This is a genomic window from Nocardiopsis ganjiahuensis DSM 45031, from assembly GCF_000341085.1.
GTDB lineage: Bacteria > Actinomycetota > Actinomycetes > Streptosporangiales > Streptosporangiaceae > Nocardiopsis > Nocardiopsis ganjiahuensis.
In genome coordinates, this window is record NZ_ANBA01000013.1 from 114,935 (window position 1) to 134,269 (window position 19,335).

Annotated in this window: 16 protein-coding genes; 10 read left to right on the plus strand and 6 right to left on the minus strand. The window is 73.0% G+C overall.

Features of this window, described 5'->3' with window-relative positions; all coding sequences use genetic code 11:
* Nucleotides 1-36: 36 nt before the first annotated feature.
* The 4 genes from D458_RS33720 (at nt 37) to D458_RS0118425 (ending at nt 5,061) form a co-directional block, all read left to right on the plus strand.
* Nucleotides 37-1,719 (plus strand): sugar ABC transporter ATP-binding protein, encoded by a 1,683-nt coding sequence (locus D458_RS33720; RefSeq protein ID WP_239648000.1) that lies wholly within the window; start codon nt 37-39, stop codon nt 1,717-1,719.
* Complete coding sequence (locus D458_RS0118415; protein WP_017588228.1) at nt 1,716-2,732, plus strand: ABC transporter permease; 1,017 nt, start codon at nt 1,716-1,718, stop codon at nt 2,730-2,732. The genes D458_RS33720 and D458_RS0118415 overlap by 4 nt, the downstream gene beginning before the upstream one ends.
* The gene (locus D458_RS0118420; protein WP_017588229.1) at nt 2,729-3,718 is read left to right on the plus strand and encodes an ABC transporter permease; all 990 of its coding nucleotides are present in this window, start codon (nt 2,729-2,731) and stop codon (nt 3,716-3,718) included. The genes D458_RS0118415 and D458_RS0118420 overlap by 4 nt, the downstream gene beginning before the upstream one ends.
* A 71-nt stretch (nt 3,719-3,789) precedes the next feature.
* The gene (locus tag D458_RS0118425; RefSeq protein ID WP_239648001.1) at nt 3,790-5,061 is read left to right on the plus strand and encodes a Gfo/Idh/MocA family protein; all 1,272 of its coding nucleotides are present in this window, start codon (nt 3,790-3,792) and stop codon (nt 5,059-5,061) included.
* 98 nt (nt 5,062-5,159) lie between these two features.
* On the opposite strand, the gene gltS is transcribed toward D458_RS0118425, so the two are convergent.
* The 5 genes from gltS to D458_RS0118450 form a co-directional block, all read right to left on the minus strand.
* Nucleotides 5,160-6,359 (minus strand): sodium/glutamate symporter, encoded by a 1,200-nt coding sequence (gene gltS, locus D458_RS0118430; RefSeq protein ID WP_017588231.1) that lies wholly within the window; start codon nt 6,357-6,359, stop codon nt 5,160-5,162.
* Complete coding sequence (gene hutG / locus D458_RS0118435) at nt 6,356-7,291, minus strand: formimidoylglutamase (protein WP_239648009.1); 936 nt, start codon at nt 7,289-7,291, stop codon at nt 6,356-6,358. The genes gltS and hutG overlap by 4 nt, the downstream gene beginning before the upstream one ends.
* 5 nt (nt 7,292-7,296) lie before the next feature.
* The gene (locus D458_RS33725; protein ID WP_017588233.1) at nt 7,297-8,100 is read right to left on the minus strand and encodes an IclR family transcriptional regulator; all 804 of its coding nucleotides are present in this window, start codon (nt 8,098-8,100) and stop codon (nt 7,297-7,299) included.
* 260 nt (nt 8,101-8,360) lie between these two features.
* On the minus strand, nt 8,361-10,040 hold the full coding sequence (locus D458_RS0118445) for an acyl-CoA dehydrogenase family protein (RefSeq protein ID WP_017588234.1): 1,680 nt from the start codon (nt 10,038-10,040) through the stop codon (nt 8,361-8,363).
* A gap of 15 nt (nt 10,041-10,055) precedes the next feature.
* Nucleotides 10,056-10,676 carry a TetR/AcrR family transcriptional regulator gene (locus D458_RS0118450; protein ID WP_017588235.1) on the minus strand — a complete coding sequence of 207 codons (621 nt, stop codon included), beginning with the start codon at nt 10,674-10,676 and terminating at the stop codon, nt 10,056-10,058.
* A 148-nt stretch (nt 10,677-10,824) separates the two neighbouring features.
* On the opposite strand from D458_RS0118450, the gene D458_RS0118455 reads away from it, so the two are divergent.
* The 5 genes from D458_RS0118455 to D458_RS0118475 all read left to right on the plus strand — a co-directional run bounded on the left by D458_RS0118455 (nt 10,825) and on the right by D458_RS0118475 (nt 17,326).
* Nucleotides 10,825-11,460 carry a TetR/AcrR family transcriptional regulator gene (locus D458_RS0118455; protein WP_026119441.1) on the plus strand — a complete coding sequence of 212 codons (636 nt, stop codon included), beginning with the start codon at nt 10,825-10,827 and terminating at the stop codon, nt 11,458-11,460.
* Between the two features lie 86 nt (nt 11,461-11,546).
* Nucleotides 11,547-12,467: a TauD/TfdA dioxygenase family protein gene (locus D458_RS0118460; protein WP_017588237.1), complete on the plus strand. Its 921-nt coding sequence runs from the start codon at nt 11,547-11,549 to the stop codon at nt 12,465-12,467.
* A 157-nt stretch (nt 12,468-12,624) separates the two neighbouring features.
* Complete coding sequence (locus D458_RS0118465; protein ID WP_017588238.1) at nt 12,625-13,884, plus strand: MFS transporter; 1,260 nt, start codon at nt 12,625-12,627, stop codon at nt 13,882-13,884.
* A gap of 134 nt (nt 13,885-14,018) precedes the next feature.
* The gene (locus tag D458_RS0118470) at nt 14,019-15,731 is read left to right on the plus strand and encodes an aldehyde dehydrogenase family protein (RefSeq protein ID WP_017588239.1); all 1,713 of its coding nucleotides are present in this window, start codon (nt 14,019-14,021) and stop codon (nt 15,729-15,731) included.
* Nucleotides 15,732-15,847: 116 nt separating this feature from the next.
* Nucleotides 15,848-17,326 (plus strand): long-chain-fatty-acid--CoA ligase, encoded by a 1,479-nt coding sequence (locus tag D458_RS0118475; protein ID WP_017588240.1) that lies wholly within the window; start codon nt 15,848-15,850, stop codon nt 17,324-17,326.
* 117 nt (nt 17,327-17,443) lie between these two features.
* Here D458_RS0118475 and D458_RS0118480 read toward each other — a convergent pair whose 3' ends face one another.
* Complete coding sequence (locus tag D458_RS0118480; RefSeq protein ID WP_017588241.1) at nt 17,444-18,358, minus strand: LysR family transcriptional regulator; 915 nt, start codon at nt 18,356-18,358, stop codon at nt 17,444-17,446.
* A 93-nt stretch (nt 18,359-18,451) separates the two neighbouring features.
* Here D458_RS0118480 and D458_RS0118485 point away from each other — a divergent pair, with 93 nt between their 5' ends.
* Entirely contained in the window at nt 18,452-19,315 is an 864-nt protein-coding gene (locus D458_RS0118485; protein WP_017588242.1) for a PhzF family phenazine biosynthesis isomerase, read from the plus strand.
* Nucleotides 19,316-19,335 lie beyond the last annotated feature (20 nt).

The window sequence follows — 19,335 nt, forward strand, 5'->3', positions numbered from 1 at the left end:
ACGGACGGGCAGGCCCCAGGACCAGGGAGAGAACTTGTGGACTCACCACCGTTTCTGCGCATGAGCGGTGTGCGCAAACGCTACGGAGGGGTCACCGCGCTGGACGGGGCCGACTTCGAGGCCGACGCGGGAACCGTGCACGCCGTGCTCGGCCCCAACGGTTCGGGCAAGTCGACCCTGCTGAAGGTGCTGACCGGGGTGGTCGGGCCCGACGCCGGCGAGGTCCGGCTGCGGGGCGAGCCGCTGCGGCCCCGGGGCCCCCGCGACACCCTGGCCGCCGGGGTGGCCTCCGTCTACCAGGAGCTGTCGCTGGTCGAGGACTTCACCGTCCTGGACAACCTGCTGCTGGGGGTGGAGCCGACCCGGTTCGGGCTGCGCGACCGGCGCGCCGCGACCGCCCGCGCCCTGCCGTGGCTGGAGCGCTTCGCCCCGGCCTTCGGGGGGCGGGTGCCCGTCAGGGAACGCGTCGGGGACCTGGACCCGGGGGAGCGGCAGGTCGTGGAGGTGTGCAAGGCGCTGGTACGCGATCCCCAGGTGCTGGTGCTGGACGAGGCGACCGCCTCGCTGCGCCGGGGCCAGGTGGAGGTGCTCTTCGAGGTCGTCACGGACCTGCGTGAGCGCGGAGTGCTGGTGCTGTTCATCACCCACCGGCTGGCCGAGATCTTCTCCGTGTGCGACCGCGCCACCGTGATGCGCAACGGGACCGACGTGGCCACGGTGACGGTCGCGGACACACCCGAGCGTGAACTGGTGGAGCTGATGTCGGGGCAGCCGCAGGCCCGGTCCTCGGCGGCTCCGGCCCGGCAGGCAGCGCTGAGGACCGCCCCGGATACCGCCGGGGCTGCCGCTCCGGCCGTCGGCGCCGACCCGTCCGCGCCCCCGCGACTGGAGGTGCGGGAGCTCACCGGGGACCGGCTCGACGGCGTCTCCCTGCACGTGCGGGCGGGCGAGGTGCTGGGGCTCGGCGGCCTCCAGGGGCAGGGACAGTCCGAACTCATGGCGGCGCTGTTCGGCTCCGGGCGCCGCACCGGCGGCACCGTGCTGCTGAACGGCGCCCCGGTGCGCCCCCGCTCGCCGAAGCAGGCGGTGCGGGCCGGTTTCTGTTACGTGCCCGGCAACCGCGGCGGCCAGGGCCTGGCCCTGGGCCGCCCCATCCTGGAGAACTTCGCGCTGCCCTCGGTGGGCCGGCGCGCGGCCCTGGGCGTGGCGCTGTCACGCCGCCGCGAGGTCGCCGCCGCCCGTTCGGTGGCCGAACGGATCAACACGCGCTACGGATCCCTGGACGACCCGGTCTCCACGCTCTCCGGGGGCAACCAGCAGAAGATCGTGGTGGGCAAGTGGTTTCCCACCGAGCCGTCGGTGGTGCTCATGGACGACCCGGCCAAGGGCATCGACGTCGGGGCCAAGGCCGAGATGTTCGAGGTGGTGGCCGAGCTCGCGGCGTCCGGGGCGGCGGTGATCGTGGGATCCAGCGACGACCGGGAGCTGGTCGAGGTGTGCGACCGCGTACTGGTGATGTTCGAGGGCCGGGTGGTCGACGAGGTCTTCGGGGACCGCCTCACCGAGGACACCCTGATCGCCAGCGCCATGCACATCACCGGTGCCGACGTGGCCGCCGCGCACAGCGGCGACGCGGCGGCGGAGCTGCCCGAGCCGGACCACGACCCCGAGGCGCGCGCCCCCGGACCCGACCACGGCCCCGAGGAGGGCGGCGCATGAACCTCCTGCGGAGTCCCGGGACGGCGGACCTGCCGAGCCCCGTGCGGTCGGTGCTGTCGGTGCGTATGCCGACCGTGGCCGTCGGCCTCCTGCTCCTGGTCACGGTGGTGGCCTCGGCCGTCCTGCAGCCCGGGTTCTTCTCCCCCTACGGGCTCAGCGCCAGTTTCGCCACGTTCCTCCCCTTGGCCACCATCGCGGCCGCGCAGACCATCATCGTGCTCGGCGGCGGGATCGACCTGTCGATCGGCACCGTCGTCACGCTGTCCTCGGCGGTGTCGGTGGTGCTCATGCAGGGCGACGACGGGCGCCTGCCGCTCGCCCTGGCCGCCGGCCTGGCGACCGGAGCCGCCTGCGGGCTGTTCAACGGCCTGGTGGTGGCGGTCCTGAGGCTGCAACCCATCGTGGCGACCTTCGCCACGAGCTCGGTGTTCGGCGGCCTGGCGCTCCTGGTGCTGCCGACCCCGGGCGGACAGGCAGCCCCGGTCCTCACCGGGACCTACCGGATGGTCCTGCTGCTGTACGTCCCGATCCCCGCGATCCTGCTGCTGGCGCTGTTCCTCGGCTGGCGGCTGCTGCGGGGGACCCGCTTCGGCCAGCACCTCTACGCGGTCGGCGGCAACGCCGACGCCGCCTACACCTCGGCGGTGCCGGTGTCGGCGGTGCGGGTGCTGTCCTACACCCTCGGCGGGCTGGTGGCCGCCCTGGCCGGGGTCGCGCTGCTGGCCGACGCCGGGGCGGGCGACCCCACTCTGGGCACGCAGCTCACTCTGGGGTCGATCGCCGCGCTGGTCATCGGCGGTACCCGGTTGCGCGGCGGGTCCGGCGGTGTCGGCGGGGCGCTCGTGGGAGCGGTGGTGCTCTCGCTCATCCAGGGTCTGGTGTTCTTCGCGGGGGTCCCCACCAACGCCCGTGAGTTCGTCTACGGCTGCATCATCATCGCCGCGATCGCGCTCGCCGGACTGCTCACCAACCGCAACGGATCGGCCGCCGGGACAACAGGAGGCAACCGATGACCACCACCATCCCGAGCATCCCCCTGCGCCGGCTGGCCAAGGACCCGGTGGTGATCTCCGGTGCCGTCACCCTGCTCCTGTGGGGCGCGGCCAGCCTGTACTCGCCGGCCTTCGCCACCTGGGGCCACATCGTCACCACGCTGACGGTGGCCTCCTTCCTCGGCGTGATCGCGATCGGCCAGACCCTGGTGATCATCGCGGGCGGCGAGGGCATCGACCTTTCGGTGGGCGCGGCGGCGACACTGTCCGCCATCGTGGCCTCCCGCTTCATGAACGGCAGCGACGACGGCCTGTTCTTCGCGGTGCTGGCGGCCCTGGCCTCGGCCTGCGTGATCGGTGTGGTCAACGCGATCGGCGTCCTGGTGTTCCGGGTGCCACCGCTGGTCATGACCCTGGGCATGATCGCCGTCGTGGCCGGGTTCATCCGGCTCTACACCGGCGGCCGCCCCGAGGGTTCGGCGGCGCCCCTGCTCAACCAGCTGGTCACCGGCGACACGGTGCTCGGCATCCCCGGGGTCCTGTGGCTGTGGCTGGGACTGTCCGTCCTGGTGATCTGGCTGCTGCGGCGCACCTCGTACGGGTGGCGGCTCTACGCGGTGGGGGCCAACCGCACCACCGCCTACCTGTCCGGGGTCAACCCCTCGGCGGTGAAGTTCAGCGCCTACGTGCTGTCGTCCCTGTTCGCCGGGGTGGGCGGGCTGCTGCTCCTGGGCTACACCCAGAACGTCTACACGAACCTGGGCGCCGACTACATGCTGAACAGCGTCGCGGCCGCGGTGATCGGCGGAACCGCCCTGGTCGGCGGGGTCGGCGGCTACCTGGGCACGATCATCGGCGCCATCCTGCTCACCGTCCTGAGCGCGCTGCTGCGCACCATGCAGATCGGTGGCGGCGAATGGGGCGACGCGCCCCGGCAGATCCTCTTCGGCCTGGTGCTCATCATCGTGCTGACCGCCTACGGCCGACAGAAACGCCTGCGCGGCTGACCGCGGCGGCGAGACCGCGCGGCTGACCACCGGGCCCCGCGCGGCCGACTACCGGATTGGGAGATCCCGAAGTGACATCACAGGTGAACGGTCGGCTCGGCGTCGGCATCGTCGGCAGCGGGTTCATCGCCGACTTCCACACCCGGGCCTTCCGCGGGGTGCGCGACGCCGACGTGGTGGCGGTGTGCGGCCGGACGGCGACCACCGTGCGGGAGGTCTGCGACCTGGCGCGGGAACTGCGCGTGGGCGACCCCGCCGGCTACGAGGACGTGCGCGCCATGGTGCGCGACCCCGCCGTGCAGGCGGTGTGGGTGACCACGCCCAACCACGTCCGGCTGGAGACGGTCCGGGCGATCTGCGAGGAGGTGTCCTCGGGCCGGGCCGAGCTGCGGGGGATCGCGATCGAGAAGCCGCTGGGCCGCACGGTCGCCGAGGCCGAGGAGGTGCTGAGCCTGGTGGAGGGCGCCGGCCTGCTCCACGGTTACCTGGAGAACCAGGTCTTCGCGCCCGGGGTGACGCGCGCCCACGAACTGGTGTGGGCGCGCGGTGCCTCCGCCTCCGGCGCGCCCTACCTGGCGCGCTGCGCCGAGGAGCACAGCGGCCCGCACCGGGCGTGGTTCTGGCGGGGCGACCAGCAGGGCGGCGGGGTCCTGAACGACATGATGTGCCACAGCGTGGAGGCGTCCCGCTACCTGCTCACCCCGCCGGGCACCAAGGCCCGGGACTGGCTGCGGCCGGTGAGCGTGGAGGCCACCGTCGCCACCCTGAAGTGGGCGCGCCCCCACTACGCCGACGAGCTGGTCGACCGCTACGGCCCGGAGGTGGACTACCGGAACCGGCCCGCCGAGGACTACGCCCGGGCCACGGTGGTCTACCGCAACGGCGACGGCCACGAGGTGGTCGCCGAGGCCACCACGTCCTGGAGCTACGTGGGCGCGGGTCTGCGGCTCAGCTACGAACTCCTGGGCCCGGAGTACTCCATGTCCTCCAACACCCTGGACACCGAGTCGCGGGTGTTCCTCAGCCGTGAGATCGCGGGCCGGGCCGGTGAGGACCTGGTGGAGAAGCAGAACGCCGAGGGCGGGCTGATGCCGGTGGTGCCCGACGAGGCCGCCACCTACGGCTACACCGAGGAGAACCGGCACATGGTGGAGCGCTTCCTGGACGGCAGGCAGCCCCGGGAGGACCTCCATGACGGCAGGGACGTGACCCGGCTGCTGATGGCGGCCTACCTGTCGGCCCAGGAGGGGCGCCGGATCGATCTCACCGATCCCGCCACCGCCGAACGGATCGCCGGATTCGTGCCCGACGTCGCACAGGGCACGTGGCGCTCGGGGACCTGACCCCGGAACCGGACCCGCTCCGGATCCTGACTCCGGCCCCGGACACGCCTCCGGATCCTGACTCCGGCCCCGGACACGCCTCCGGGGCCGGCTCCGCGTCACGCCACCGCGTTGATGCACCACACGATCCACGGCAGTGCCACGATGTCGATCAGCACCGCACCGGCCAGCGGAACGATCAGGAAGGCCTTCTCCGAGCGGATCCCGAAACGGCGGTTGAAGGCGTCCATGTTCGCCATCGCGTTGGGGGTGCCTCCCAGACCGTGTCCGACCATGCCCGCCGACATCGTCGCGGCGTCGTAGTCCTTGCCCAGCAGGCGGAAGGCGAACAGCGAGACGAACAGCAGCAGGAAGAGCACCTGGACCGCGAGGAGCACGACCAGCGGCAGCGCCAGCGCGTACAGGTCCCAGATCCTCAGGCCCATCATGGCCATGGTGAGGAACAGGCCGAGCGACAGCGACGACACCAGCGACAGGGCGCCCTCGTGCAGGCGCAGGCCGAACCGGTCGCCGATGTTGCGCGCCAGAGCGGCCACCACCATGGCCCCCACGTACGCGGGCAGCACGAACCCGGTCGTCTCGCTGAACCACTCGCCCAGCGCGATACCGGCGACCATCACCACACCGATCAGCACGGCGGTGTTCACCAGGGGGCCGTAGCCGACCGGCTCCTCCTTCTCCTCCGTGTCGGCCGGTCCGGTCTCGGCGGTCGCGGTGCCCGACGGCGCCTGCACCTTGTGGCGCCTCATCAGCCAGGTGGCCAGGGGGCCGCCCAACAGACCACCGGCGACCAGGCCGAACGTGGCCGCCGCGACCGCTACGGCGGTCGCTCCCTCGGTGCCCAGCGCCTCGGCCGTGGGACCGAACGCGGCGGCCGCGCCGTGGCCGCCCTCCAGGGAGACCGCTCCGGCCATCACGCCCAGCATCGGGTCGATGCCCAGGACCGTGGCCATCCCGATGCCCACGACGTTCTGCATGATCGCCAGGGTCCAGCACGCCACCAGGTAGATCAGCAGCAGCTTGCCGCCCTTGCGGAGCAGGCTGACGCTGGCACCCAGGCCGATGGTGGTGAAGAACGCGATCATCGCGGGGTCCTGCAGCGTGGTGTCCAGCTCCAGCTGGGCCAGGCCGGACTCCCGCAGCGCCAGGACCACCAGCGCGAACGTGAACCCGCCGACGACGGGCCCGGGGATGCTGAACCGCTGCAGGAAGCCGATGCGGCGCCGGGCGAACTCGCCCAGCAACAGCAGGGCGACGGCCAGGGTGGTGGTCTGGATCAGGTCCAGGGTGATGCTCATGCGCTCGGCCTTCCTGCGCGTACGCGGTCCACCATGCGTGCGGCGACGCGCGCGGTGCGGCCGTCCACGTCCAGGGACGGGTTGAGTTCGGCCACGTCGAACAGGGCCAGCCGTCCCGAGGCGGCGACCTCCTCGACCACGGCCTGCACCACCTCGGGCGGGACGCCGAGCGGTGCGGGGGCGCTCACCCCGGGCGCGACCCAGGCGGGCAGGGCGTCCAGGTCGAGCGTGAGGTAGACGTCGTCCACCGAGTCGGTGAAGGCGCGCACGAAGTCCAGCACCTTCTCCAGGTGGGCGGCGGTACAGCGGTCGTCGGTGAGGTACTGCGCGCCGAGCCGGTCGGCGCGGTCGAACAGCACCGGGGTGTTCGCGGCCTCGTTGATCCCGACCACGGCGTACCGGAAGTCTCGGCCCCGGGTCCGCTCGTCCTCGCTGATCTGCAGGAACGGGGTCCCGGAGGTGGGTTCGGGCTCCACCCGGAGGTCGAAGTGGGCGTCGATGTTGAGCACGCCCAGGGTGCGGGTCCGGTCCGCTCCCAGGCCCTCGTCCAGGCCCAGGTAGCTGGCGTAGGCGACCTCGTGTCCGCCGCCGAAAACGACAGGGAAGTGCCCGGCCCGCATGGCCTCGGCCACCACCGCGCCCAGCGCGCGCTGGCCCGACTCCAGGTCGCCGTCGTCCACACGGACGTCCCCGGCGTCGTACAGCGCCTCGGCCCGGTGCAGGGCCAGCGGTGCGAGCGCACGGCGCAGGGCGTCGGGGCCCTCGGAGGCTCCGGTGCGGCCCTTGTTCCTGCGCACCCCCTCGTCCGAGGCGAAGCCGATGATCGCGGTTCCCGCGCGGTCGGCGCCGTCGAGCCGGCGCACCGTGTTGTGCCAGCGCCGGTGCTCGGGGCCCGGCCCGTCGTCGCGTCCGGTCCAGGCGGGGGGATCCACCCTGTTCAAATCGTTCCTCCACTCAGGTCACGTGCCGCCTCCTTGACGAGGCGGACGTAGTAGGGACGCCGTCGCTCGGTCAGTGCCGCCGGGGCCATCACGGTCACGACCCCGCTCAGACCGCCCGAGGAGTCGAGCACCGGGGCGCTCGCGCCCCACACGCCCTCGTCGAGGGCGCTCTCACTGACCGCCACCCCTCGCTCGCGTACCAGGGCGTGGGCGGACTCCAGGGAGCGCACCCGCCCGGGGGAGAGCCGGTAGGCGGAGTACACCTGCTCGCGCCGGTCCTCGGGGAGGTGGGCCAGCAGCGCCTCGGCGGTGGCCCCGCGCAGCAGCGGCCGCACGGCTCCGCGGGTGTAGCAGCAGCGCAGCACCCGCGCCCCTTCGACCGCGTCCACGCACAGCGCCTCGGTGCCCACCGGAACCATGAACGCCGCCAGCTCGCCGGACTCGCGTGAGAGCCGGGCCAGCCGGGGGCCGATGGCGGTGCGCTCCAGCGCGCTGCTGCGGTACTGCTCGGCGAACCGGACGGCCACCGGGCCGGCACCGTAGGCGCCGGTGCCGATGTGCTGCACGAACCCGGCCGCGGCCAGCCGGTCCAGCATCCGGTAGACGGTGCTGAGCGGGATGCCTGTGGCCTCGGCGACCTGTGCGGCGGTGGCTCGTTCGGCTTCGGCGAAGACCATCAGCACGCCGAGCAGGCGGTCGCTGGTCCGCCCCGAGTTGCCGGAGCCCGCGGTACCGGCACCGGAGGTGTCGGGAAGCGTGTCGCCGGAGACCGGGTCCGCGGGGTTCGAGTGGGCGGACATGGTGCCCCCTTTCCCGGGCCGAGTGAGCTCCGAGCGGCGGCGCCGACTCGGGACCGGCTCACTCTATGAATCAGACAAAAGGGATGAAAAGGGCGAATTCTCACCCAGTGGGAAGGCTATGCGCCGACCCGGAGCCGACGGTCCCGTCCCGGAAACGCGAGGAGGACCCTGCGAACAGGGTCCTCTCCGGTGTCCCAGGGGGACGGTGGTCGTTCTGTGCACGGGTCGGCGGACCCGTTCCGGGAACGCCGGGGCCCGGGCTAGGAGCCGGGGGCGCGGTCGAGGAGGGCGGCGAAGTCCACGCCGGCGGGCAGGGTGCCGAAGGCCGTGCCGCCGTCGGAGCCCAGACGGGTCGCGCAGAAGGCGTCGGCCACCGCGGCCGGCGCGTGGCGGACCAGGAGCGCCCCCTGGAGGACCAGCGCCATCTGCTCGATCGTCCGCCGGGCACGGAGCTCGGCCTCCTCCGGCCGGGCCAGTTCCGCGCCGAGCGCGCGCCAGGCGGCGTCCAGCCGGGTGTCGGCACCGAGCGCCGATTCGACCTCGGAGCGGAAGGCCTCCAGGGACTCGGGCTCGCGGGACAGCGCGCGCAGCACGTCGAGGGCGTTGACGTTGCCCGACCCCTCCCAGATGCCGTTCAGCGGGGCCTCACGGTAGAGGCGGGGCATTCCCGAGTCCTCGACGTAGCCGTTGCCGCCCAGGCACTCCAGGGCCTCGGCGACCGCCGTCGGCTGCCGCTTGCAGACCCAGTACTTGCCGACCGCGGTGGCCAGGCGCAGGAAGGCGCGCTCTCCTGCGTCGCCGCGCTCGGCCCGGTCGGTGGCCCCGGCGACGCGGAACGCCAGGGTGGTGGCGGCCTCCGACTCCAGGCTCAGGTCGGCGAGGACGTTGCGCATGAGCGGCTGGTGGATCAGCTTCGTGCCGAACACCGAGCGGTGGCGCGCGTGGTGCGCGGCCTGGGCCAGTGCGGCCCGGGTGCCGGCGGCGGAGCCGAGCAGGCAGTCCATGCGGGTCATCGTGACCATGTCGATGATGGTCCGCACCCCGCGGCCCGGGGCGCCGACCAGCCAGGCGACGGTGTCGTCGAACTCCGGCTCGCTGCTGGCGTTGCTGCGGTTGCCGAGCTTGTCCTTCAAGCGCTGGATGCGGAAGGTGTTGCGGCTCCCGTCGGGAAGGACGCGGGGGACGAGGAAGCAGGACAGGCCGTCAGGGGTCTGCGCGAGCACGAGGAACAGGTCGTTCATGGGGGCGCTGGTGAACCACTTGTGGCCGCGCAGCCGCCAGGTGCCGTCGCCCTGCTCGACGGCGGTGGTGGTCCCGGCGCGGACGTCGGTGCCGCCCTGCTTCTCCGTCATGCCCATGCCGGCGAGCAGGCCCCGCTTGGACGCGGGGGCCCGCAGCCCGGGGTCGTACACGCGGCTGGCGAGCAGGGGCTCGTACCGCGCGGCCAGCTCGGGGGAGTTGCGCAGGGCGGGGACCACGGCGTAGGTCATGGAGACCGGGCACAGGTGCCCCGCCTCCAGAGTGGTCGAGAGCATGAAGCCCGCGGCGCGCGCGACGTGGGCCCCGGGGCGGCCGTCGGTCCAGGCCGGTCCCGTGAGGCCCGCGCTCACCGAGAGGTCCATCAGGGAGTGGTAGGCGGGGTGGAAGTCGACCTCGTCGACGCGGTTCCCGTTGCGGTCGTGGGTGCGCAGCACCGGTTCGCAGCGGTTGGCCTCGTCCGCCCAGCGCTGGGCCTCCTCGCTGCCGACCAGGCGTCCGTGCCGGTGCAGGTCGTCGAGGTGCCACTCCGCGCCCTCCCGGACGACCCCCTCCAGCAGGACGGCGTCGTCGGTGACGTCGTGGCCGACCAGCGGCGGGGTCTGGTTGGTCACCTCGTGGGTCCGGGCGGCGGGCCTGCTGCGCAGGGGCGCGGTGCCGTCCAGGGTGCTGTCCGCGGTCATCGGGTTCCTCCGGGGTCAGTGGGGTGCGGCGTCGGACCTGAAGCCGGCGCAGCGCAGGGACATGGCGGTGAGTTCGCCGACCAGGGCGTCGGCCGAGTCCTCGGCGGGGGCCGCGAGCGGGTCGACGAGCACCTCTCCGATCGCGCCGGTCAGGGCCGCCGCGGTGACGGACGGGTCCTGGCGGGGGAGTGAACCGGCCTCGATCCCCTCGCGGATCACCTCGGCGAACAGGTCGCGGTACCGGCGGCGGAAGCTGAGCCGTTCGGCGCCCACCGCGGGGGCGGCCGGTGCCGCGAGCAGCGCGTAGGCCAGGCCGCGCCGTTCCATGGCCCGCCGGGAGAAGACGCCGACGCCGTGGGCCAGGCGCTCCACGGGGTCGCCGTCGCCGTGGAGCACCTCACCCAGGACCTCGACCTCGCGTCCGGCCGCCCGGCGAAAGACCTCGACGGCCAGTGCCGCCTTGGACGGGAAGTGCTGGTAGACCGAACCGGCCGAGATCCCGGCGGCGGAGGCCACCGCCGTCACGGAGGCGTCGGCCCAGCCCACCTCGGCCACCACGGAGGTGGCCTGGTCCACCAGGCGCTCGCGGACGGTACGCAGGCGTTCCTGCTCTGCGGGGGTCTTTCGGTAGGGCATGCAAGAAGTGAACCACCGTTCAGATCTTCGCGCCAGAGGGTCGGTGGAGGGAATCGGGCCGCCCCTTCCCGAGGAGGGGTGTCGGGGCGCCCGGCCGGGGCGCCGGATCGCCTCCTGGGCGGGTGTTGCGAACTCATAGGGTCGGTGCATGGTCAACAAACAGGCAGACGGCGTCAGACGGGGGTCGGGGCCGGGGCGGCCCCGACAGGAGCGGGTCACCCGCGCGGCGCTGGACGCGGTGGTCGCCCTGGTCGCGGAGCAGGGGATGAGCGCGGTGACCATGGATGCCGTGGCGGCCCGGGCGGGGGTCAGCAAGCCGGCGATGTACCGGCGCTGGTCGACCAAGCAGGACCTGGTCATCGCGGCCGCGGAGTCCCGTATCGCCCCCTTGGAGGTCCCTGACCTGGGGGACTTCCGCGCCGAGCTGCGCGCGGTGCTCACCTCCCGGCTGGAGACCTACCGGCAGCCCGGCGTCGACCGCCTCCTGGCGGGTGTCATCGGCGCGGCGGCCGAGGCGGGCGCGGAGCGCGGCGCGTACGGGGAGTACGCCGCGCGGGTCACGTCCGAGACCCGGCACGTCCTGGAGCGCGGGGTCGACCGCGGCGACGTGCGTTCGGACATCGACATAGAGGCGGCCACCACGCTGGTGGCCGCACCGCTGGTCTTCCGCATGGTCGGGGAGCAGCGGATGCCCGACAGCGCCCTGGTGGACTCGGTGGTCGATCTCCTGGTGCGCGCGGTGGCAGTGGATTCCCGACCTGAGAACAAGGGTTCAGGCATGTGAAATTCCTTACTCCAACCCCTTGATTTGGCGCGGCCCAATATCGATACTGCTGGTAACGATATTCCGATCGCCACCGGAGGAGCCTCGTGACCAGCACCGTCAAACCCCAGCCCGTGATCGACAAGCCGCTGCTGCACTACGGCCGCCGGGACCTGAACCGCACGGCCCCCGGAACCCCGGAGACCGAGTACCGGATCCTGAGCGTCTCGCCGCTCGCCCCGCACATCGGCGCCGAGATCGGCGGGGTCGACCTGACGCAGCCCATCACCGAAGAACTCGCCGACGAGCTGCGCCAGGCCCTGCTGGAGTGGAAGGTGATCTTCTTCCGGGACCAGCACGGCTTCGAGTCGAGCCACCACGTCGACCTCGCCGCGGTCTGGGGCCACCCGGAGGCCAACCCCTTCTTCCCCAAGGCCGAGACGGCCGGCGTCTCCCGGCTGGCCAAGGACTCCATGGCCATCGGCACGGAGAACATCTGGCACAGCGACCACTCCTTCATGGCGGCTCCCGCCCTCGGCTCCGTGCTGCGCTCCGTCGAGGTGCCGCCGGCCGGCGGCGACACGATGTGGGCGGACATGGCGGTCGCCTACGACAACCTCTCCGACGAGGTCAAGGAGCGGATCGAGGGCCTGACCGCCGTGCACGACTGGGTGCCCAGCTGGGGCGCCATGATGACCGAGGAGCAGATCGCGCAGATGCGGCCGCGGCTGCCGCAGGTCGAGCACCCCGTGGTGGTCCGCCACCCGCGGACCGGGCGCAGGACGCTCTACGTCAACGAGCCCTTCACGACCCGGATCGTCGGCGTCTCGGAGGAGGAGAGCCGCGAGCTGGTCGACCACCTCACCCTCCAGGCGCGCGTCCCGGAGTACCAGGTGCGCTTCCGCTGGCAGCCCGACTCCATCGTGATCTGGGACAACATCGCCACGCAGCACTACGCCATCAGCGACTACTTCCCGCAGCGCCGCGTCATGGAGCGCATCGCCGTCGCCGGGGTCCCCCTCTCCTAGGCCTCTCCTGGGCCGGACACCTCCCGGGCCTGGTCCCCTCCCTTCCGCGTTCTTCCACCCTGCTCGGAGGACCCCCGTGACCGCTTCTGACATCGTCCCCGGAAGGCCTTCCGGCGCTGCGAAGGCGGCGCGGGGGGCGGGAACCCGCGCCTGGGTCGTGACAGGCCTGCTCGTGGTCTTCATGATGGTCAACTTCGCGGACAAGTCCGTACTGGGCCTGGCCGCGGACGAGGTCATGGCCGACCTCGGCCTCACCGCCACCGAGTTCGGCCTCGCCAACAGCGCCTTCTTCCTCCTGTTCTCGGTCGCGGCCATCGTCGTCGGCATGGTCGCGGACCGGGTCTCGCCGAAGCTGCTGCTCCTGGTCATGGCGCTGCTGTGGTCCGTCGCCCAGGTGCCCGTCGCCCTCGGAGGCGGGCTCGCGGTCCTGATCGCCTCCCGGATCGTGCTGGGCGCGGCCGAGGGCCCCGCCTTCCCGGTGGCACAGCAGGCCGCCCTGGCCTGGTTCCCCAACGAGAGGAGGAACCTGCCCGGGGCGCTGGTCACCATCGGGGTCACCCTCGGGGTGATCGTCTCCGCGCCCACGCTCTCCTGGATCATCCAGAACCACGACTGGCGCATCGCCCTGTGGGTGCTGGCAGGCGTGGGTCTGGTGTGGTCCGCCGTCTGGTACCTGGTGGGGGCCGACGGCAGGTACAGCACCGACAGGGACGAGGGCCCGGAGGGGAGCGGGAGCGCCGCGGCGGCGGTCGCGCGAAGGGCCGCCGCGGCGGCGGACGCGGCCCGGATCCCCTACCGGCGGATCTACGCCAGCCGCACCTGGATCGGAGCCACCCTCTCCTACTTCGTCACCTACTGGGTGGTGGCCCTGATGCTGGTCTGGCTGCCGTCGTTCCTCCGCAACGGCCTGGGCTACTCCGCCGAAGCCGCGAGCCTGATCGTCATCGCGCCGTGGGCCGTCGGTGCCGTGGTCTTACTGGCCCAGGCCTTCCTCTCCGGAAAGCTGATGAGCAGGGGCTTCAGCAGCAGGGTGGCCCGCGGACACGTCGGCGGCTGGACGATCACCATCGGTGCGGCCGCCTGCCTGGCCGTCCCGTTCGTCGACGGCACCACCGCCCAGACGATCCTCGTGGCGATCGGCTTCGGGTTCGGCGGCGCCTACGCCACCGTCGCCGTCACCACCATCGCCGAACTGGCGCCCGCGTCCCGGCGCGGCGGTTCCCTCGGCATGATGAACGCCCTGGTCACCACGGCCGGCCTGGTCGCGCCCGCGGTCGTCGGCCTGCTGGTGGACGCCCAGGGGAACGACGGCTACTTCAACGCCGTCCTGCTCTCCGGAGGGCTGCTGCTGGTCGGTGCCGTCGCCTCGTTCGCCCTGATCGACCCCGCGCGCGACGCGGCCCGGCTGAACCGCTGACCCCGCGCCCTCCACGTGTCCCGCACCTCCGCCGCCCGAACCCCCACTCCCCGCACCCCGAAACCCCTGACCCCGCGCCCCCCGGCCCCCGGCCCCTGAAACCCTCGTTCCCCGAGCCGTCCTGGAGAAGCACCGTGACCGCAGCACCCGCCCTGGACACCGCAGAACTCGACCGGGCCGTCACCGCGTTGAAGGACGCTGCCGGCTCCTGGACCAGCACTCCGATCGAGGAGCGCATCGCCCTGCTCGACCGGATGATGCCGCGGATCGCCGACCGGGCCGAGGCGATGGTCGGTGCCGCGGCCGAGGCCAAGGGCTACGGCGCCGACTCCCCCTGGGCGGCCGAGGACTGGATCGGCGCGCCCTGGGCCCTCGCGCAGACCAGCGGTGCCTACCTCCATGTGCTGCGCCGGATCGCCGCCGGGAAGGAGCCGGTCGGACGAGACGCGGTCAAGCGGAACGGGGAGCGCACCCTCGTCGACGTCTTCCCCGCCACCGTGTGGGACTCCCTGCTGCTCAACGGCTACTCGGCGCAGGTGTGGACCCTTCCCGGCACCACCCCGCAGCAGGTCCGCGACCGGGCCGCGGGCGAGTACCGGGGCCGGGCCGCAGACCCGGGCGTGGCCCTGGTGCTCGGCGCCGGGAACGTCGCGGCCATCACGGCCCTCGACATCCTCCACAAGCTCTATGTCGAGGGCCAGGTCGTCCTGGCCAAGATGAACCCGGTCAACGCCTACCTGCGCCCCCACTTCGAGCACGTCTTCGCGGAGTTCGCCGAACGCGGCTGGGTGCGCTTCGTCGACGGGGGCGCGGCGGAGGGCGCCTACCTGACCCGGCACGACGGTGTCGACAGCATCCACGTCACCGGCAGCGACCGCACCCACGACGCGATCGTCTGGGGCACGGACGAGCAGGCCGGGCAGCGGCGCCGCGACGACACCCCGCTGAACACCAAGCCGTTCAGCAGCGAACTGGGCGGGGTCAGCCCCTGCATCGTGGCGCCCGGGCCGTGGAGCGCCGCGGACTTCCGCTTCCAGGCCGAGCACATCGTCACCAGCAAGATGAACAACTCGGGCCACAACTGCGTGGCCAGCCAGGTCCTGGTGCTGCCCCGTACCTGGGACGGTACCGAGCGGCTCCTGGACGAGGTCCGGAGGGTGTGGCGCGAACTGCCCGCGCGCACGGACTACTACCCCGGTGCCCGGCAGCGGCTGGAAGGGGTGCTCGAGGCCCACCCGGGGGCCGAGACCCACGCCGAGGACGGCTGCCGGGTCCTGGTCCCCGACGTCGAGGGCCTCGACGACGTCCTGGTCACCGACGAGGTCTTCGGCAGCGCCCTGGGCGTGGTGCGCCTGCCCGGTGACACGGCCGACGAGTTCCTGGGCCGCGCCGTGGACTTCGCCAACGACAGCCTGCCCGGCACCCTCGGCGCCACCCTCATCGTCGACCCGAGGACCCGGAGGACCCACCGCGCGGCCGTGGACGCGGCCGTCGAGGGCCTGCGCTACGGCACGGTCGGCGTGAACTGCTGGTCGGCGATCGGCTTCCTGCTCGGCCACACCCCGTGGGGCGCCCACCCCGGTCACACCCGGCAGGACATCGGCAGCGGCACCGGGTTCGTGCACAACGCCCTGATGCTCGAGGACATCGAGAAGACGGTGCTGCGGGCGCCCTTCGCACCCGCCCCGCGCGGCCTGTTCACCGGCTCGCCGTCACTGTCACCGCGTCCGCCGTACTTCGTCACCAACCGGACGGCGCGCACCACCCTCGAACGCCTCACCCGCTTCACCGCGGCCCCCTCGGCCTTCCGGCTCCCGGGCATCTTCGCCTCCGCCCTGCGCGGCTGACCGGCCCCGGACCCCGGACCCCGGCCCCCGTGCCCCGCCCCCGTACCCCGCGACCCCCCAGCCCTTTCCCCTCCCCGGGCCCCGTCGTCCCCGGCCCCTCCAGAAATCGGAAGCGCATGAGAAACCTCGCCGCACTGCTCAGCCACACGTCCGGGATCCACGGTGACCGCGTCGCCGTCGAACTCGGCGCGCACTCACTGACCTACACCGGACTCGACACCCTCGCGGGGCGCGTGGCGGCCTACCTCGCCGGCCAGGGGGTGGGCGCCGGTGACCGGGTCGGCGTCATGCTGCCCAACCTCCTGGAGTTCCCCGCCCTGTACTACGGCGCCGTGCGCGCGGGCGCCGTCGTCGTTCCGATGAACCCCCTGCTCAAGCGGCGCGAGATCGCCCACTACCTGCGGGACTCCGGTACGAAGCTGCTCTTCGCCCACGGCCCGGTCGTGCCCGAGGCGACCGCCGGGGCCGAGGGGACCGGCGCCGCCGTCGTCCCCATCGAGCCGGGAGCGCTCACCGGCCTGCTGGCCGACCACCCCGACCCGGCTCCCCGGGTGGAGCGCGGTGACGAGGACACAGCCGTCATCCTCTACACCTCGGGCACGACCGGGGTCCCCAAGGGCGCCGAACTCACCCACACCAACCTGGTGCGCAACGCCGAGATCTGCTCGGACAAGCTGTTCCACCTCACCGCCGAGGACACCGTCCTCGGCTGCCTGCCCCTGTTCCACGCCTTCGGCCAGGTCTGCGGGATGCACACCGCGATCGCGGCGGGCGCCCGGCTCACCCTGGTGGCCCGTTTCGACCCGGTGGCCGCGTTGCGGACCATCGCCGACAGCGGCGCCACGGTCTTCCAGGGCGTGCCCACCATGTACGCGGCCATGCTCGCCGCGCACGAGCAGGACCCGGACGCCTACGACGCCTCCACCCTCCGGCTGTGTGCCTCGGGCGGCGCCTCACTGCCCGTCGAGGTCCTGCACGGTTTCGAGAAGGCCTTCGACTGCCCGGTCCTCGAGGGGTTCGGCATGTCCGAGACCTCGCCGGTGGCCACCTTCAACCACCCGGACCGGCCCCGCAAGGCGGGCTCCATCGGCACTCCGATCGAGGGCGTGGAGGTGCGCGTCGTCGATGAGACCGACGGGGTGGGCGAGCTGTGCGTGCGCGGCCACAACATCATGAAGGGGTACTGGGGCCGCCCCGAGGCGACGGCCGAGACCGTCCAGGACGGCTGGTTGCGCACCGGCGACCTCGGCCGCGCGGACGAGGACGGCTACTTCTACATCGTCGACCGCAAGAAGGACCTGGTCATCCGCGGCGGCTTCAACGTCTACCCGCGTGAGGTCGAGGAGGTCCTCTACGAGCACCCCGCCGTCGCCGAGGCCGCGGTGATCGGTGTGCCGCACCCGTCGCTCGGTGAGGAGGTCGCCGCCGCGGTCGCCCTGCGCCCCGGCGCCGAGGCCACCGCCGACGAGATCCGCGAGTTCGTGCGCGAGCGGGTCGCGGCCTACAAGTACCCCCGCCTGCTCCAGCTGGTCGACGCCCTCCCCAAGGGCGCCACCGGCAAGATCCTCAAGCGGGAGATCACCTTCGACGCCTGATCGCGGAGCCCGGCCGGGGCCAGGCACACGGGACCCGGCCGTCGGCCCAGGCCCCAGGGACCCGGCCGCTGGTCCCGGCCCGCGGAGCCGGCGGTGTCCAGCGGAGGTCGTCCGGTGTCAGCGGTCGCCCGCGGAGTGCTTCGGGGCGGCGGCGAAGTACTCCGTGAAGGCGTCGACGACGGCACGCGCCGCGGGTGAGATCCACCGGGAGCGGTGGTGGACCAGGCGGACGGGCACGTTCGGGACGGGCGGCCCGGCCACGGTGGCGAGTGCGCCCGCGGACAGCGCGTCCCGTGCGGCGGTGAGGGGGAGCGCGGCCAGCCCGAGGCCCGCCATGACGCAGGCGCGCGCAGCCTCGCTGCTGCCGAGCCGGGTCAGCCGCGGGCGGACACCGGACGGCCCCCGCAGCTCACGGGCGACACGGTCGCTGAACGAGCACCCCTCCTCGTGGAGGAAGAAGGGCTCACGGGCGAGCTCCTCCCAGCCGACGGGGGTCTCGGCGGTGACCAGCGGGTGGTCCGGGGCGCCGAGCAGAACGAGCGGTTCCTCGGAGAGCTTCTCGGTCACCATGTCGGGGAAACGGTCCTCGTCCTCCAGCAGGAGGGCGAGGTCGAGGCGGCCGCGCCGCAGCCCGTCCAGGGCCGCGTCGGTGCCCAGGGGGACGAGGTCCACCTCGATGCCGGGGCGGGTGCGGCTCAGTTCGGCGATGACCCGGGGGACGGGGCCGGAGCAGAGGGTGTCCCCGACCCCCACCGCCACGCGGCCGACGGGGTGGGTGCCGTCCCCGACCGCCGCGTGGAGCCGGGCCTCGGCCTCGAGCACCCCGGCGGCCTCCGCCGCGATCCGCCGGCCCGTCTCCGTGAGCCGGGCGCCGCGGGGCAGGCGGTCGAACAGCCGGCAGCCCAGTTCCTTCTCGAGGGCCTTGATCTGCGCCGTCACCGTGGACTGGGACAGGTGGAGGTCGGCGGCGGCGACGGTGAAGTTCCCCGTCCTCGCGACGGTGAGGAACGTACCGAGCAGTCGGGTGTCCATGGGCCCAGCGTATCCGGAGCGATCGCTTCATCCGATGGCTGGCATCGAAAACCATCGTTTTACTCGATGGAGCGCCTCTGTGAGAGTGAGGGCATGAACCAGAACACCACCGTCACCCCAGGCCGGTACACCGCCTTCACCACGGACCCGGGCGGGGGCAACCCGGCCGGGGTCGTGCTCGACGCCGCGGGTCTGGGTACCGAGGACATGGCGGCCCTCGCCGCGGACCTCGGCTACTCGGAAACGGCGTTCGTCACCGCCGGGGACGCCGACCGGCACCGCTTCACCGTGCGTTACTTCAGCCCGCTCTCCGAGGTGGACTTCTGCGGGCACGCGACGATCGCCACCGCCGTGGCCCTGGCCGAGGAGACGGGACCGGGCGAGATCACCCTGGACACCCGGGTGGGGGAGATCCCCGTGCTCACGGGCACCGACCCCGACGGAAACCTTCGTGCCACGCTCACCAGCGTCGCGACCCGGTCCCGCCCGGCCCGGGACGCCGAGCTCGACGAGGCGCTCGCCGCCCTCGGATGGGGGAGGGACGACCTGGACCGGGAGCTGCCCCCGCACGTGGCCTTCGGAGGGGTGCACCACCTCGTCCTCGCCGCGGCCACCCGCGAACGGCTCGCCGACCTCTCCTACGACTTCGACGGGCTGGCGGCCGTGATGCGGCGCCACGGCTGGGCCACGCTCCAGCTGGTCGTCCGCGAGAACCCGGCCCTCTTCCACGCGAGGGACCCGTTCCCCGTGGGCGGAGTCGTCGAGGACCCGGCGACCGGGGCGGCCGCGGCGGCGCTCGGCGGTTACCTGCGCACCCTCGGCCTGGTTCCGGAGGGCGGCACGGTCACCGTCCGGCAGGGCGAGGACATGGGAAGCCCGAGCACGCTGACCGTGGACATCGACCTCGACGACCCCCGCGTCCGTGTGAGCGGCCACGCGGTGCGCCTCCCGGGCTGAACCCGCCCGGGGCGGACCGC